We start from the raw sequence: 15967 nt of genomic DNA on the forward strand, positions 1-15967 counted from the left end.
TTAATGAAGATGAAAACAATTTTTGACCGATTACGTGCTAACGAAAAAGTTACTATGAATGACCCTGATTATGGTCTTATTGGCGCTTCTGTAGAAAAAACGATGCGTTTAAATCTTAAACTCAATAACGCACAAGATTTAGATGAAGCCCGGCATTATTTAAGTGAAATTACAGGAGCTGTAGTCTCAGAAGATACCACGGTATTCACGCCGTTTTACACAAATTTTGGGCGTCATATACAACTGGGAAGAAATGTGTTTATCAATCACGCGTGTAGTTTTCTGGATTTGGGAGGAATCGTTATTGAAGATGATGTTATGATTGGACCTCGAGTAAATATTACCTCTGAAAATCATCCCATAGCAACGAGTACTAGAAATACACTTATTCCACAGAAAGTAACCATAAAAAAGGGTGCTTGGCTTGGGGCCAACGTAACGGTATTACCCGGAGTTACTATCGGTGAGCACGCAGTAATCGCTGCCGGGGCTGTGGTGAATAAAAATGTAGAGCCAAAAAGCGTTTATGCCGGAGTTCCTGCGAAGAAAATTAAAGACTTAGAATAACAAGAAAACTAAATGAAAACTATAAATCTATTTGCAGTCCTGATCCTTTCGGTATTAGGGGTAGCTAATAATCAAAATAGAAGCGAACATAAAATCGCTGTAACAGAAAACGAATTAAATCAAGAACACAAACGAGATACTATGAGAACAGAAGATGATTATATTTTTGAATTGAATGAGGAAGTGACCCGCACTTCGGTACGCTTCAAAAACCGATACGGAATTACCTTAGCAGGAGATCTTTATCTGCCTAAAAATAGCAGTGATAAGCAATTGTCAGCCTTAGCAATTAGCGGTCCGTTTGGTGCGGTTAAAGAACAAGCTTCAGGGTTATACGCAAATGAATTAGCAAAACGTGGCTATGCGGTACTTACTTTTGATCCGTCATATACCGGAGAAAGCGGTGGAGAACCGCGCAATACAGCTTCGCCGGATATTAATACCGAAGATTTCAGCGCGGCAGTAGATTTCTTGGGAGTGCAGGAAGGAATCAATCGGGATAAGATTGGTATCATTGGGATTTGCGGTTTCGGAGGATTTGCTCTAAACGCAGTCGCTGCTGACAAACGCGTAAAAGCAGTCGCAACTACGAGTATGTACGATATGTCTCGCGTAAATGCAAAAGGGTATTTTGATAGCACAACTTCAGAACAGCGTGCAGCACAATTAGAGCAAATGAGTTTACAACGCTGGGAAGATGCTCAAGATGGTGAAAGAGCACTGGCACCGCAAGGTTTACCAAGTGAAATTAACGGAGACGAACCGCAGTTTGTAAAGGACTATTTTGATTTTTACAAGACTGATAGAGGCTTTCATCCAAGATCGATCAACTCAAACGGTTCATGGACCGCGACCAATTCTATTTCCTTTATGAATATGCCTATTCTAACGTATATCGAAGAAATAGAACCTAGACCCATCTTGATTATTGCCGGCTCTGAAGCGCATTCCCGTTATTTTAGTGAGGATGCTTATAAAGCTGCTCAAGAACCAAAAGAACTACTGATCATTGATGATGCAGTACATACAGATCTTTATGATGGTGGTGATCAAGATTTTATTCCGTTTGATAAACTAGAATCTTTCTTTAATGAAAACCTATAGGTTTTAAAGCAAATCTAACTGAATATCTCCTAAAGTTTAATAGAACTTTAGGAGATATTCAGTACTGGAATTTTATATTCTGGAAAACTAAAAAAAGAAAAACTATGAAAACGTTAATAATAGGAGCACACGGCAAAGTAGGACAACGCATTGCTAAGCTGATGCAGGCTTCTACCGATTTTGAACCCACAGCTTTTATTAGGAAAGAAGAACAAAAGCCTCTTTTTGAAAAAATGAAAGTACCTACTGTGGTAGAAAGTCTGGAAAACACCCCCGAAGCACTTGAGAAAGTAATCAAAAACTATGATGCGGTAGTGTTTACAGCAGGTTCGGGAGGAAGCACAGGAGCCGATAAAACGATGGAAATAGATCTTGACGGAGCGATTAAAACTATACACGCAGCTTCTCAAACAGGCGTTAAGCGATATGTGATGGTTGGAGCTTCGCATGCTGATGATCGCTCGTTTTGGGGTAAAGTAGAAGGGATGAAGCCGTATTATATTGCAAAGCACTACGCCGACAAAGAATTACAAAGAAGCGATCTCGACTTTACCATCCTACGCCCTGTCACTTTAACTGATGACGAAGAAGCCGGCACCGTGATGATGAGCACAGATCCTGAAAAGGTCAATTCAAAAATACCCAGACAAGCAGTTGCCGAAACAGTTTTAGAAGTCCTCAACAATAAGAACACCTTCGGTAAAATAATTGAAATGAGTAGTGGGGAAGATTCAATCCCACAAGCACTGCATAAGATTATCAATTAGGCAAATTTCAGCTTAGAAAAACAGTTGGATTTAGACAAAATTTGGCAATTTTTAAGAAACAGGTTCCATTAGTAAAAGCTTTTACTAATGGAACCTGTTTCTGTCCTTCAAGTATAATCCTATTTTGCTGTTGGTCATTTAGTCTTTAGGTAGCAATCTATCTTTATAAACAAAACTAAACTCAATTTGATTTAAATGCAGATGGAGTCTTCCCATAACGTTGCTTAAAAATTTTTCGGAAATACTTAGGATCTAAATAACCAACCTCATACGCTGCTTCAGTAATATTAAAATTCTTTTTTTCAATCAGGTAAGCGGCGTGTTCAACTTTAATATTACGAACATATTCATTGATATTTTTTCCAGTAATTGCTTTAATCTTTCGGTATAATGACGATCTACTCATATTCATTTGTTCAGAAATGGTATCGATTGTTTTAATATCCTGTTGTATATTTTGATGAACAATTTCTTTGAACTCTTTCAGAAATGCCTTTTCAGAATCTAATACTTTAAGTTCGTCAGCATCTACATTAGCGTTAATTGCATCATGAGTCTCATATTTTTGTAAAAGTGAGGTTCTTGAAGCAATTAAATTAGCAATACGTGCTTTTAGAACTTTAATATTAAAGGGCTTAACCATATAATCATCCGCGCCCTTGCTGTAACCTGTTTCAATAATGTCAAAATTACCTTTAGCTGAAAGCAGAATAATTGGGATATGTGAGGTTGCTCTTTGTTCTTTTAATTCTCGGCATAGGTCAATTCCATTTTTTTGAGGCATCATTACATCGCTAATTATTATATCGGGTATGTATTTAATAGCACGTGAAATTCCTTCCTGTCCATTTTGCGCATGAATAAGATCATAGTCTGTAGCAAGAATACTATCTAACAGTGTTAAGATATCTGGGTTGTCATCAATCAATAAGGCAAGCTTTCTCTCTTTTTCTACACCTATAATGACATCGTTTACAGTTAACTCTTCATAGATTGTAGCCTGTATATTTGCAAGATTGTCCTCAATTGTATTTGTTGGGTGCGACTGTGATCCTTCACTTTGCTTTGGCTGACTAACCGGTAAACTGAGGGTAAATGTGCTTCCTTTTTGAGGAGTACTTCTCACATAAAGATTACCATTATGAAGTTGAGCAAAGCGTTTAGAAAGGGCTAAACCTATACCACTACCACCTTTTCTAATTTTGGAGTGTGCTTGATAATACCACTCAAAAATTTGGTGTATTTCAGTTTCGTCAATTCCCGCTCCAATATCTGCAACTTCAATAGTAACATCTGAAGCATTAGAACACAGTTTTACATATATTTTACTATTAATGTTGCTGTATTTAATAGCATTAGTAATAAGATTATTAATGATAATGTGAATTTTCTCGAGATCGCAGATCACCAATACAGGTGCCTCAGGTTTATTAAATATTAAATTAATATTCTTTTTCTTGAGAAGATGCTTGTACGATTCAAGCCAATGAGACAGATTTTTATTTAAGTCATAACTATTTAAGTGAAGAGTACTTAGACCTTCTTCACTTTTTCTAAATTCTAATAGCTTATTTATAAATTGCAATAAATGTTCTGCATTTTTTTTTATGAGTCTTAAACTTTTCTGTTGCTTTTTGTGAATCACATTGTCTATAAGCGATTCTAACGGGGCCAAAATCAACGTGAGAGGGGTTTTAAGCTCGTGTGAAATTCCTGTGTAAAACCTAATGCGCTCTTCATTTAGTTCGTGTTCCAGCTGTCTTTGTTTCTGCTCAAAAAGTAGTGAGTTTTTAAGTTTTAAGCGCTCTGCGTAATATTTTAAACCACCCCAAATGATTATAATTAATGTAACTATATAGAATATATAAGCAGGCAATGTCTGCCAAAAGGGAGGTAAAATTATTATTGATAATTCTTTAAAGCGTGTGCTGTTTGCTTGATTTTCTGCTTTGATTTTGAGCGTATAATTCCCCGGAGGAATATTACTAAAATTAATTCTATTAGAATTTTTTAAGTGAGTATACTGATCATAATAGCCTTCCAAAATATAAGAATAGTGCAAAGACGCAGCGAAGGGAAAATTTAAACTAGTAAAATCTAGTGAAAAGTTATTCTGATTGTACTGAAGTTTTATTTGATCCTTATATATGATAGATTGGTCAAGAATAGCCTTAGGATTATCAAGGCTAACATTTACAACTTCATTATGTACTTTTAAGTCTTTTATAATAATTGTGTTTGCTTCATTTTGATTTTTTAGGTCCTCAGGGGTAAATATGTTAACTCCTTTGTTACCTCCAAAATATAGATACCCCTTTTTACTAATAAGTGCGGCACCAACATTATATTCACTTTTTTGAATATTATAAAGGGAGTTTAAGCTTTTAACCTGTTTGTTGCCAAGGTTAAATTCACTTAGGCCTTTATAGGTGCCTAAGAACAATTTTTGAGAATTATAATTAATTATACTGTTTATAGTGTTGTTACTAAGGCCTTGAGATTCTGTATAGGTTTTACCCGAGGAATCTCCATCTTTAAATAAAATTAAACCTCCATATTTCTGACCTGCTGCGATAGTATCGTCAGAAAGCACTTTGATGCTAAATATGACATTATTAGTAAGTCCATCAAGATTTCCATGAAAATAAGAGAATACCTCATTGTTATCAGGATTGAATTTAACAATTCCGTTGCCGTAGGTTGCCAGCCATAATACACCATTAGAATCAAAATCAATGGCTCTTATATCCATTCTTTCTGTAATTTGATCTAATGCCTTTATGTAAACAAAATTCTTTTTACTAGAATCGTATTTAAAAAGACCGCCACGATTAGTTCCTACCCATATTTGATTTTTAGAATCTTGTGCAATACAACGAACATCATTTCCATCAGCTTTAGATCCATTTAAATAGTAACTCCAAGTATTATTTCTCGGGTCATATTGATGTAGTCCTTTTTGATAGGTACCTATCCACAATTTTTCTTGGTTGTCCTCAAATAAACAATTTAGATGTTTTGTTCTTAATTTATCTGAATCTATAAAGTCAGCATCACTGTAAATACCAGTGTCAGGATTAAAAGAATCTAAGCCTCCTCCATCTGTAGCTATTAAAATTAAGCCAGATTTTAATTCTTCTAATCCTGTAATTCTATTATGAATAAGTTTTGCACCACCCTTAAGATTATTCTTAAGTAATTTTACGGGCTCACCTTTTGGATCTACAAAATCTATCCCAGCATTTGTACCTATCCATAAATATCCATTTCTGTCTTTTTTAAGAGCATTGATGCTAGCATTTGTTATGCTGGTTCCATCATCTTGAGGTTGATAGGTATCTATGCTAAATGAAGGGCTTTTAGATAGAAAGGCTTTAATATCAAATCTATTAATACCACCTGAGTAAGTACCTACCCATAACTTTCCATAGTCATCTTTCTCAATTGCTAAAATTTGGTCATCTGTCAAAGTTTGTTTGGTAGAGCCTTCTTTAAGGGTATAAAGTTTTCCATTGTAAGACCTAGCGATCAAGCCTTGACTGCTACCTATCCATAAAATTTGATTTTCATCTAAATACAAGGTGTTGATTTCTTCAACTTTATCATCATCAATTACTAAAGGAATTGGTGTAATCTTATTTGCTTGAAAGTCAAAATAATTGAGGCCTTCATCAAAAGTTCCTATCCAAGCACCTTTTGATCCCTGTTTTACCATACAAGATATTTTATTCGATGATAGATCAGAAGTTTCTGAATTTAAAAAAGTTGTTTCTTCAGTATCATTAAAAGTAAAAATACCTTGACCGTAAACGCCTATTGCATAGCTATTTTCTGAGATATCTATGTAAGAATTGATGCTTAATTTTAAATGAGGATTGAAATCGTTTAAGGAATAAAATCTTTCATTTTTCGGATTGTAAGTAACCAGTCCACCATCGGTTGCAAGTTTAAGCTCCCCAGAATTTTCAAATGAAATGTTTTGAATGTAATTATTGCGAATATTTGAATTCTCTTTCCTAAAAATTTTGAATTCGTTCCCATCATACCTATTCAAACCGTCAGATGTGCCAATCCAAATAAAGCCTAACTCGTCTTGTTCAATTGTTTTAACGGTATTGTTTGATAGTCCGTTTTGGGTATCTAGATGGTAGAATGTGAGTTGCTCCTTTAAAGTTTCATTTCTAAGATCATATTTAATTTGAGTATAACTCAAATTATAAAAGCATATTAAAACGAACCATTGAATAACTAGAGTGCTATTTCTGCTTAACACGCACATAGTATTATTTAATTTTTGTTAAAATTCGCTAAAAATTAATAATTAGATATATAAATAGCTGTTTTTTTAACTATTGAATAAATACCCCCCTATAAAAAGATAGTTTGTCCCCCTTGATCAATCTTTGAATTAATGAAAATTGCAATAGAATATGATTAACTATTTCGATTTCGCTGCGTGAATATAATCCAAACGTTTAACAGAATATAACATTCCAGACATGTTTATTAATTATATTAAAGTCCTTCAATTAATTGCTGCGGTAATTCTAAGTGCATCTGTCTACGGTCAAAAAAACGACCACAGTAGTTTTTTTCCAGGCAAACTTTGGCCAGATAATGATGGTAATCATATCAATGCTCATGGTGGTGGTATTTTATATCATAACGAGACTTATTATTGGTATGGTGAACATAAAGGGGCAAATAGTCTAGCTGAAGTTGGGATTCGCGTATATAAGTCAAAAGATTTAATCAATTGGTCTAATGAGGGGGTGGCATTAGAAGTAAGTACAGATCCCAATTCAGAAATTACGATTGGGTCAGTTATAGAGCGTCCTAAAGTCATTTTCAATAAGAAAACAAAATTGTTTGTTATGTGGTTTCATTTGGAGCTTAAGGGACAAGGTTATGCTGCCGCCCGTACTGCAGTAGCCACAAGTCAATCACCCACAGGACCCTTTAAATATATTCAATCATTTAGGCCCAATCAAAAATCATGGCCTCAAAATTTTGAGTTATCACAAACCCAAGAAAATATTGAAGAACAGCATCTTGAATGGTGGACGGCGGAATGGCATCAGGCTCTTGTGGATGGCCTGTATGTACGTCGAGATTTTAAAAAAGGGCAAATGTCGCGTGATATGACAGTGTTTGTAGATGATGATGATACAGCGTACCATATTAGTAGTTCAGAAGAGAATCAAACCTTACATATTTCTAAGCTCACTGATGATTATTTAGGATTCTCAAAGGAATGGGTAAGAGTTCAACCTGGAGGCCAGAATGAAGCTCCTGCTGTTTTTAAACATAAGGAAACCTATTACATGATAACCTCAGGACTTACAGGATGGAAGCCCAATAAAGCCCGGTCTTTTAAAGCTAAGTCCATGTTCGGACCTTGGGAAAAGCTAGCGAATCCAGCTAAAGGAAAAAATGCAGATGTGACATTTTTTTCTCAAAGCACCTATGTATTGCCCATAAATAGAGCAGAAGGTATTTATATATATATGGGGGATAGATGGAATCCTAAGAAACATAGTGATGGTAGATATATCTGGCTTCCGCTTGTCGTCAAACAAGGGCAACCAGCAATGGAATGGCAGGATGAATGGAGTTTAGATCAACTAAAATATATTTCAGATAACCACAAAGCAGATTAGTAACCAAAAACAAACATATGAGAAACCTAAAAAAACTTAAGCAAATAACGAATATGTCATTTTAATCAAACAGAATTAATTTTTATAGAAAAACATTACATCAACAGATTATGATACAACAATTAATACGAGTGAAACACTTTTTAAGGTGTCTTGTGCTCCTACTTGCGCTTGGATTTGGGCCCCAATTTAAGGCGCATAGTTTAGATGAGCTACCACAACAAATCATAACAGGTACTGTTTATGACGGTAGTGATAGCAACCAACCATTAATAGGTGTAACGGTTGTGGAAAAGGGAACTCAAAACGGAACTTCTACTGATTTTGACGGGAACTATTCTATACGCGTTTCACCAGGATCAACCTTGGTATTTTCCTTTGTGGGTTTTGAAACTAAAGAAGTCCTCGTTAGTGATCAAGAAAGTATTAACGTCTCTCTAAACTTAAGTTCAGAGTCGCTAGAAGAGACAGTTGTAATTGCTTTCGGAGGAAAACAGCTGAAAGAAAGTCAGGTGAGTTCAATAGCCACAATTAATCCTGCAGAGCTTAAAGGGCCTACAAATAACCTAACTAATATGATTGCTGGGAGGGTTCCTGGGATGGTATCCTTTCAAAGGTCGGGAGAACCAGGAGCAGACAATTCAGATTTCTTTATACGTGGTTTAAGTACCTTTGGTTCAGGTAAGCGCAATCCATTAATTTTAATAGATAACATAGAGTCTACATCAACAGATCTTGCACGTCTACAACCTGATGATATTGATACATTTTCTGTACTTAAAGATGCTGCCGCAGCTTCAGTTTATGGAGCTAGAGGGGCAAACGGAGTTATCTTAATCACTACAAAAAGCGGTAAGGCAGGTAAAGCAAAGTTTAGTGCACGTGCTGCTTCTCGTATTTCTACTAACACAAGAAATTTTGAATTTGCAGATAACATCACATATATGCAACTAGCAAATGAGGCTGCGCTTACTCGTGACCCTCTTGCCATTTTACCGTATTCTCAAATTAAAATTGACCGTACTGCAGCAGGAGATAATCCGTATTTATACCCTAGCAATAATTGGATTGATCAGATACTAAAAGAGTATACCATAAATCAAAGTTTCAATATAAGTGCAAGTGGAGGGTCTGAACGTGCACGATATTATGTTTCAGGTACATATAATATTGATAATGGAATTTTAGATGTGAATCCAATAAATAATTTTAATAGTAATATTAAACTACAGAACTATTCATTACGAAGTAAACTAGATATTGATTTAACTCCTACTACTCTTGCAACAGTCAATATATATGGTCAGTTTGACGACTATAATGGTCCAATATCTAATGGGGGTGATATTATCGCTTCTACAGTTAATGCTAATCCAGTTGCATTCACATCAATTTTTCCATCAGAATTATACCCATTAGCCGAGCATCCGCTTTTTGGTAATTCACCTTTATCTCTGGCAAGCAATGCCTTGTATACAAATCCCTATGCCGAAATGGTTAAAGGATATAGAACTACTAAAAACTCTACAGTACAAGCTCAAATTGCTATTGATCAAAAATTAGACTTTATTACCGAAGGATTAAAAATAGGAACTATGAATTATATACGTAGATATAATACTTATTCGATTAGTAGATCATACAATCCCTTCTTTTATCAAGCTTCTAGAAATCCACTTAATGATGGTGTTTTACTTAGTGTTATTAATGATGGTACACAATCTTCTATAGGAACCCCTGGTACTGAATTTTTAAATCTTTCAGGAGAAAATAATGAATCCAACTCTAGAATTTACAATCAATTCACGCTGAATTACGACAGAGTATTTGCTGAAAAACACGCGGTTTCTGGCTTTTTAATCAATGTGTTACAAAGTTATGAAACAACTGAATTTAATAGTCTACAAGAATCATTACAATATAGAAACCATACATTCTCGGGGCGATTTACCTACGCATATGATAAACGGTATATAGGTGAATTCAGTTTCGGTTATAATGGCTCTGAGCGTTTCGATCGAAGCAATAGATATGGCTTTTTCCCTTCTTTTGGAGTAAGTTATGTAATTTCAAATGAGGATTATTTTTCTAACATAAAAGAAACTATCAGTAATCTTAAGCTACGATTTACATATGGAAAGGCTGGGAATGATGAAATAGGAAATCTTGATGAGGACAGATTCTTTTACCTGTCGAGTGTAAATACAAATAATGGAGGTTTCGGAGCCACATTTGGACAAGATTATAATTTTTATAGACCTGGTATTTCAATTGATAGATATGCAAATGCAGCAATTGGGTGGGAAGTTTCAGAACAATATAATCTAGGTATCGATATCGGGTTATGGCGTGATCTAAACTTTACAGCAGAAATTTACAAGCAAAACAGGTCAAATATTTTAGAGCGTCGTACAGAAATTGGAGACGTGATTGGGCTAACTGCACAACCACAGGTTAATTTTGCCGAGTTAGAATCTAAAGGGATAGATTTATCATTGGATTACAATAGACAGATTAATCAAGAATGGTGGACACAGGCACGAGCAACGCTCACTTATGCTACAAATGAAGTAAAACAGACAAACGAACTTAATTATCCAGATAATCTTAGCTATTTATCACAAGTAGGTAATAATGCAAGCCAGATGTATGGCTATATAGCAGAGCGTTTGTTTACAGATCAAGAAGAGGTTAACAATTCGCCTACGCAATTTGGTAACTATACTGGAGGAGATATTAAGTATAGAGATGTTAATGGAGATGGAGTTATATCCTCCTTAGACCGAGTCCCTATTGGGTTACCAACAACTCCTGAAATAATTTATGGTTTTGGAGGAACTGTTGGATACAAAGACTTTGATCTAAGTGTTTTCTTCCAAGGGTCTGCACGATCATCATTTCAGATCAGCCCCTCTGATATTTCACCATTTGTGTTGGGTACAGGTGATGAAACCGGACAACAAAATGGATTACTAAGACTAATTGCAGATAGCTATTGGTCTGAAGATAATCGTGATTCCTATGCTTTTTGGCCACGTTTGAGTTCGAATATTGTTGAAAATAATGTGCAAAGTTCGTCTTGGTGGCTACAAAACAATGATTTTCTAAGACTTAAAAATTTAGAGATTGGCTATAGAGCATCAGAGAAGCTGGTAGACGCCTTAGGTATACGATCTCTACGTATTTATGCAAGTGGAATAAACCTAGCTGTATGGAGCAGTTTTGACCTATGGGATCCAGAGATGGGTAGTAATGGTTTGGGTTACCCTATTCAATCTACCTACAATCTTGGGGTTCAATTTGACTTTTAATTTAAGATTTTAATAGATGAAGACTATAATATTTAAAAAATTAATTAAGCAGGGAATCGGGGCGTTATTATTGCTGGTCTTGTTGAACAGTACATATTCTTGCCAAGATGATTATCTAGACGTAGTACCTGATGGATTAGCAACCGTTGACAAGGTTTTTAATCTGAGACAAGAGGCTGAGAAGTACTTATTTACTTGTTATTCCTATATGCCACGTTTAGGAGACCCTCGTAGAAATGCAGGATTTTTAGCAGGGGATGAAATGTGGGTCCCTGACAATCGTGAAAATGGAGATTATTTTGCCTTAGAAATAGCTCTTGGAAGACAGCGCGTTTCAAACCCGTATTTTAATGTGTGGCAAGGGGAATATCAAGCAGGAGCTCCATACGACGGACCAGAGATCTGGGATGGAATAAGGCACTGTAATATTTTTATAGAGAATATGTCTGATGAAAATAACGTACCTGATATTACTCAATCAGAACGAGAACGATGGATAGCTGAAGCTAAATTCCTCAAGGCGTATTATCATTTTTATTTGACAAAATTCTATGGAGCAATACCTGTTATGAGAGAGAATATTTCAATAGATGCTCCCACCGAAGAGTTTGATGTTACAAGAGCCCCATATGATGAAGCTATAGCATATATAGTTGAATTGTTAGACGAGGCAGCAGCAGTACTTCCTCCTGTAATTGCAGATATTAATACAGAATTGGGAAGAATTACTTCAGTTACAGCAAGATCGTTAAAAGCGAAAGTATTGGTTACTGCCGCAAGCCCACTTTATAATGGCAATGAAGATTTAGCTATTGTAGTAAATAAAGATGGAACACCTCTTTATAATAACACCTATGAGCCTAATAAATGGCAACTTGCTGCAGACGCAGCTAAAGAGGCAATAGATGCTGCGGAAGCCGCAGGCTTGAGGCTTTTTGAATTTAATGAGTCAGTAACAGGGTTTGATTTAACTGATACTACCGTAACTAAATTGAGTATCCGAAATGCTATTACAGATCCAGAGAGTATAGAAATTATATGGCCTAATACACAAAGTCTAACTCTTGGAGAAGATGGACTACAAGCAAGTGCAATGGCACCGTTACAGGTAGGTCATAATACGCGTGTTGCACGTAAGGTCTTGTCTCCAACCATAACAATGGCAAAACTGTTTTATACAGATAACGGAGTGCCTATTACAGAAGATCGTAATTATGACTTTAATGACATTAGAGAACTAAGAGAGGCTACTCCAGAAGAACGTTTTAATATCGAAGAGGGATATCGCACTTCAAGATTAAATTTTGATAGAGAACCTCGATTTTATGCTGATTTAGGTTTTGATGGTAGTACTTGGTATAAGAGAGATGCATTAGGAGATGAAACTAAATGGCATATTGAAGGTAAATTTGGTGACTATTCAGGAAGTGATCATCCTTTCTTTTTTAATGAGACAGGGTACTATTGTAAGAAATTAGTTAATTGGAGAATGACCTTTAGCAATGATGGCGGTAGTTTTGAAAACTATGCTTGGCCAGAGATGCGTTTGGCAGAGTTATACCTCTTGTATGCAGAGGCTCTTAATGAAACCCAAGGTCCAAGTTCAGATGTTTATAACTATTTAGACCTTATTAGGGATAGAGCAGGTTTAGAGGGAGTTGTTGAGTCGTGGGCTAATCATTCCGTTAATCCTAACAAACCCTTATCACAAGATGGTTTACGAAGTATTATACAACAAGAGCGTATGATAGAATTAGCATTTGAAGGTCAGCGCTATTGGGATTTATTGAGGTGGAAAAGAGCGGTTGAAGAATTTAATGACGATGTTCAAGGTTGGAATGTATTTGGCGATGATGAAGCATCATACTATCAAGTGCGTACCATTCATCTGCAAAGTTTTGTATCCCCTAGAGATTATTTCTGGCCACTAAGTGAGACTTCTTTGATAAGAAATACAAATCTGGTTCAAAATCCAGGATGGTAATATTAAAAATTAGCAATATGAAAACGATTATTTTAAAACAGATAGCTTTTGCCTTCGTGCTGACGCTTCTATGTAGTTGTTCTGAAGAAGTAGAACAAATACCCTTGGAGTCTAACAGTATAGCTCCACAGCAAGTAAGTAATATTAAGGTAGAGAATTTACCAGGTAAAGCGCGTCTTACATACACTTTACCAAAAGATCAAGATTTACTCTATATAAAAGCGAATTATACTTTACCAACAGGTCGCGAGATGGAAGTTAAATCTTCATATTACTCAAACGCTATGCTGTTAGAAGGTTTCACCGGAAATGATGATATAAATGTTGATGTGGTAGCTGTAAATCGTAGTGAGGTAGAGTCAGATCCAGTGAGTATAACCGTAAATCCACTACCTTCTCCCATTTTTGATGTTTATAATAGCTTGGATGTAGGAGAAGCTTTCGGTGGAATTTACATCAATGCTGAAAACCCGGAGAGAATGGACTTAGCTATTTTGGTACTAAATAAAAATGAAGATGGTGACTATGTAGCGAGTCCTAACAGTATCTATACTTCTACAAATGATATTAAAAGCAGAATACGTGGTTTAGATACTATTGCTAAAGATTTTGCATTTACTATTCGTGATCGCTGGCTTAACTATACAGATACTTTAGAAAGGACGATAACACCTCTTTTTGAAGAAGCCATCCCAAAATCAAATTATGGAGATTTACGATTACCTAACGATGCACCAGGTCACAATTCGACCCCTAAAAGTGGGATGTGGGATAATGATATACTTAATTGGCCACGTTGTTATTTAACACAAGGTAACTTTCTAGAAGACACACATATTACAAGTTTTGATATTGGAAAATTAACAAAGCTAAGTCGTATTGTAATCTGGGATTACCCTGAATATTACAATGGAGGTAGAGAATACTACTATAACGTGTGTATGAAAGAATTTGAAATTTATGGTTCTGCAGAGCTTGAACCAACGGGAGATTTAGATAAATGGACTTTATTAGGTTCTTATGAACAAGTCAAACCTTCTGGCTTGCCTTATGGACAAAGTACTAGTGAAGATTTTGAAGCTGCTAATAGTGGATTTAGTTGGGATATTGACCCAAATGCAGAGCCTGTGAGATACATAAGAATACATATGATAGATAATTGGGCAGGAACATACTCTATGGGAATCTCAGAACTACAGGTTTATGGTAATTCTAACTTTTAAAATCAGAAAAATGAAGAATATTTATAAATATATACTGTTTGCATTTGCTGGCATACTCTCATTATATTGGTCGTGTACGAGCGAAGAATATGACGACTACAAAGAGTTTACAGCAGGTGGAGAAATTAGTTATACAGAGAAGATTGATTCGTTGAAAACCTTTTCTGGTAACAATAGAATAATGATACAGGGTATTATAAATGCAGACCCTAAAATCACACAATTTAGAGTATTTTGGAATGATAAAAGAGACTCTGTTGCAGTACCAGTTACTCGATCAGAGGGTATTGATACTCTTGAAGTGATAATTGATGGAATAGAAGAAAATATCTATAATTTTGAGTTGCGTACCTATGATGATCAAGGTAATAAATCGCTGGCTTCAAATATTACAGGTGTTGTTTATGGCGAGCGTTATCAGAACACCTTATTTAATCGCCCTGTTGTAGCAAATAATTTGATTGAGGATAGTTTATCTATAGAATATGCATCGATGGATTTGACAACAGGAGTCATCGGCACAGAGATTATTTACACCAATACTTCTGATAACCAAGTGACAACCTTTGTGGCTATTGAAGAGGACTTCAAATCAATTTTAGATTATAAACCTCAGTCTACCTATAAGTACCGTACGGTATTTATTCCAGAAGAAACGGCAATTGACACTTTCTATACTGAGTACATATCTTTTACGCCCATTTCTAAACCGGTTATTCTTAATGCTGCAATTCCATTTAAGGCAACATCGACAGCTGGTAGATGGGGGATTTTAGAAGATTGGATAACCACAGATCCTATTAAAATTCATAACGGTCACGGAGGCTGGGATGAGTGGAATGGCAATATTTTTAATATAGAATCGGGATGGGGTGCTCCTGCCATAAATAATGGTAAAATTTATCAAAATATAGGTGGTGTTCAAGCAGCATCATACATTTTAAACGTTTTGATAAGAGATACAAATCACGCGCTTACTGATGAAGGAGGGGCTTATTTTGTAGTTGCCAAGGGTGAAAGTTTACCTGACGTAGCTGATATTGAAACAGCTGAGAATGTCCTCGCCTACAAAAGAATAAATGCCACTCTTGGTAGTGAATATACATACAGATTAGAATTTACTCTTGAAGAAGATGCGACTATTACCATTGGTCAAATCACAACACAGTGGGGTGAAACTCCGGGAAGATTCTGTAATATCAGATCTTGGGATATCATAGTAGCCGAATAATTAAATCAAAATCAAAAGAGGCATCCTAGATGCCTCTTTTTTTACTTTGTGGTATTTAATTTTATTACTACCGAATGACGCAGCGATTAAAACATAATCTTGTAGTCGTAAACAAGTTAT

Annotated in this window: 9 protein-coding genes; 8 read left to right on the forward strand and 1 reads right to left on the reverse strand. The window is 35.6% G+C overall.

What is annotated here, in order from left to right:
* The first annotated feature begins 9 nt into the window (after positions 1-9).
* The 3 genes from LDL79_RS15360 (at position 10) to LDL79_RS15370 (ending at position 2438) form a co-directional block, all read left to right on the forward strand.
* Positions 10-567: an acyltransferase gene (locus tag LDL79_RS15360; RefSeq protein WP_225598352.1), complete on the forward strand. Its 558-nt coding sequence runs from the start codon at positions 10-12 to the stop codon at positions 565-567.
* A 12-nt stretch (positions 568-579) separates the two neighbouring features.
* Complete coding sequence (locus LDL79_RS15365; RefSeq protein WP_394372583.1) at positions 580-1671, forward strand: alpha/beta hydrolase; 1092 nt, start codon at positions 580-582, stop codon at positions 1669-1671.
* Between the two features lie 104 nt (positions 1672-1775).
* Positions 1776-2438 (forward strand): SDR family oxidoreductase, encoded by a 663-nt coding sequence (locus LDL79_RS15370; RefSeq protein ID WP_225598353.1) that lies wholly within the window; start codon positions 1776-1778, stop codon positions 2436-2438.
* 181 nt (positions 2439-2619) lie between these two features.
* Here the strand turns inward: LDL79_RS15370 and LDL79_RS15375 are convergent, their stop codons facing one another.
* The gene (locus LDL79_RS15375) at positions 2620-6651 is read right to left on the reverse strand and encodes a hybrid sensor histidine kinase/response regulator transcription factor (RefSeq protein WP_225598354.1); all 4032 of its coding nucleotides are present in this window, start codon (positions 6649-6651) and stop codon (positions 2620-2622) included.
* A 286-nt stretch (positions 6652-6937) separates the two neighbouring features.
* On the opposite strand from LDL79_RS15375, the gene LDL79_RS15380 reads away from it, so the two are divergent.
* From LDL79_RS15380 to LDL79_RS15400, 5 genes are all read left to right on the forward strand, one after another.
* A complete protein-coding gene (locus LDL79_RS15380) occupies positions 6938-8098 on the forward strand; it encodes a glycoside hydrolase family 43 protein (protein ID WP_225598355.1) in 1161 nt (386 codons plus the stop codon).
* 110 nt (positions 8099-8208) lie between these two features.
* Positions 8209-11409 carry a SusC/RagA family TonB-linked outer membrane protein gene (locus LDL79_RS15385; protein ID WP_225598356.1) on the forward strand — a complete coding sequence of 1067 codons (3201 nt, stop codon included), beginning with the start codon at positions 8209-8211 and terminating at the stop codon, positions 11407-11409.
* A 16-nt stretch (positions 11410-11425) separates the two neighbouring features.
* Positions 11426-13393, forward strand: a complete 1968-nt coding sequence (locus LDL79_RS15390; RefSeq protein ID WP_225598357.1) for a RagB/SusD family nutrient uptake outer membrane protein — start codon at positions 11426-11428, stop codon at positions 13391-13393.
* Positions 13394-13410: 17 nt separating this feature from the next.
* Positions 13411-14616 (forward strand): DUF4959 domain-containing protein, encoded by a 1206-nt coding sequence (locus tag LDL79_RS15395; protein WP_167597168.1) that lies wholly within the window; start codon positions 13411-13413, stop codon positions 14614-14616.
* A 10-nt stretch (positions 14617-14626) separates the two neighbouring features.
* Positions 14627-15847, forward strand: a complete 1221-nt coding sequence (locus LDL79_RS15400) for a DUF4998 domain-containing protein (RefSeq protein WP_225598358.1) — start codon at positions 14627-14629, stop codon at positions 15845-15847.
* Positions 15848-15967 lie beyond the last annotated feature (120 nt).

The sequence above is a fragment of the Leeuwenhoekiella palythoae genome (genome assembly GCF_020310025.1).
GTDB classification, from domain to species: domain Bacteria; phylum Bacteroidota; class Bacteroidia; order Flavobacteriales; family Flavobacteriaceae; genus Leeuwenhoekiella; species Leeuwenhoekiella palythoae.

Bases quoted from the DNA above. Each gene is read 5' to 3' on its own strand.
- LDL79_RS15390 (WP_225598357.1), top strand. From the start codon at position 11,426: ATGAAGACTATAATATTTAAAAAATTAATTAAGCAGGGAATCGGGGCG.
- LDL79_RS15365 (WP_394372583.1), top strand. From the start codon at position 580: ATGAAAACTATAAATCTATTTGCAGTCCTGATCCTTTCGGTATTAGGG.
- LDL79_RS15360 (WP_225598352.1), top strand. From the start codon at position 10: ATGAAAACAATTTTTGACCGATTACGTGCTAACGAAAAAGTTACTATG.
- LDL79_RS15395 (WP_167597168.1), top strand. From the start codon at position 13,411: ATGAAAACGATTATTTTAAAACAGATAGCTTTTGCCTTCGTGCTGACG.
- LDL79_RS15385 (WP_225598356.1), top strand. From the start codon at position 8,209: ATGATACAACAATTAATACGAGTGAAACACTTTTTAAGGTGTCTTGTG.
- LDL79_RS15370 (WP_225598353.1), top strand. From the start codon at position 1,776: ATGAAAACGTTAATAATAGGAGCACACGGCAAAGTAGGACAACGCATT.
- LDL79_RS15400 (WP_225598358.1), top strand. From the start codon at position 14,627: ATGAAGAATATTTATAAATATATACTGTTTGCATTTGCTGGCATACTC.
- LDL79_RS15380 (WP_225598355.1), top strand. From the start codon at position 6,938: ATGTTTATTAATTATATTAAAGTCCTTCAATTAATTGCTGCGGTAATT.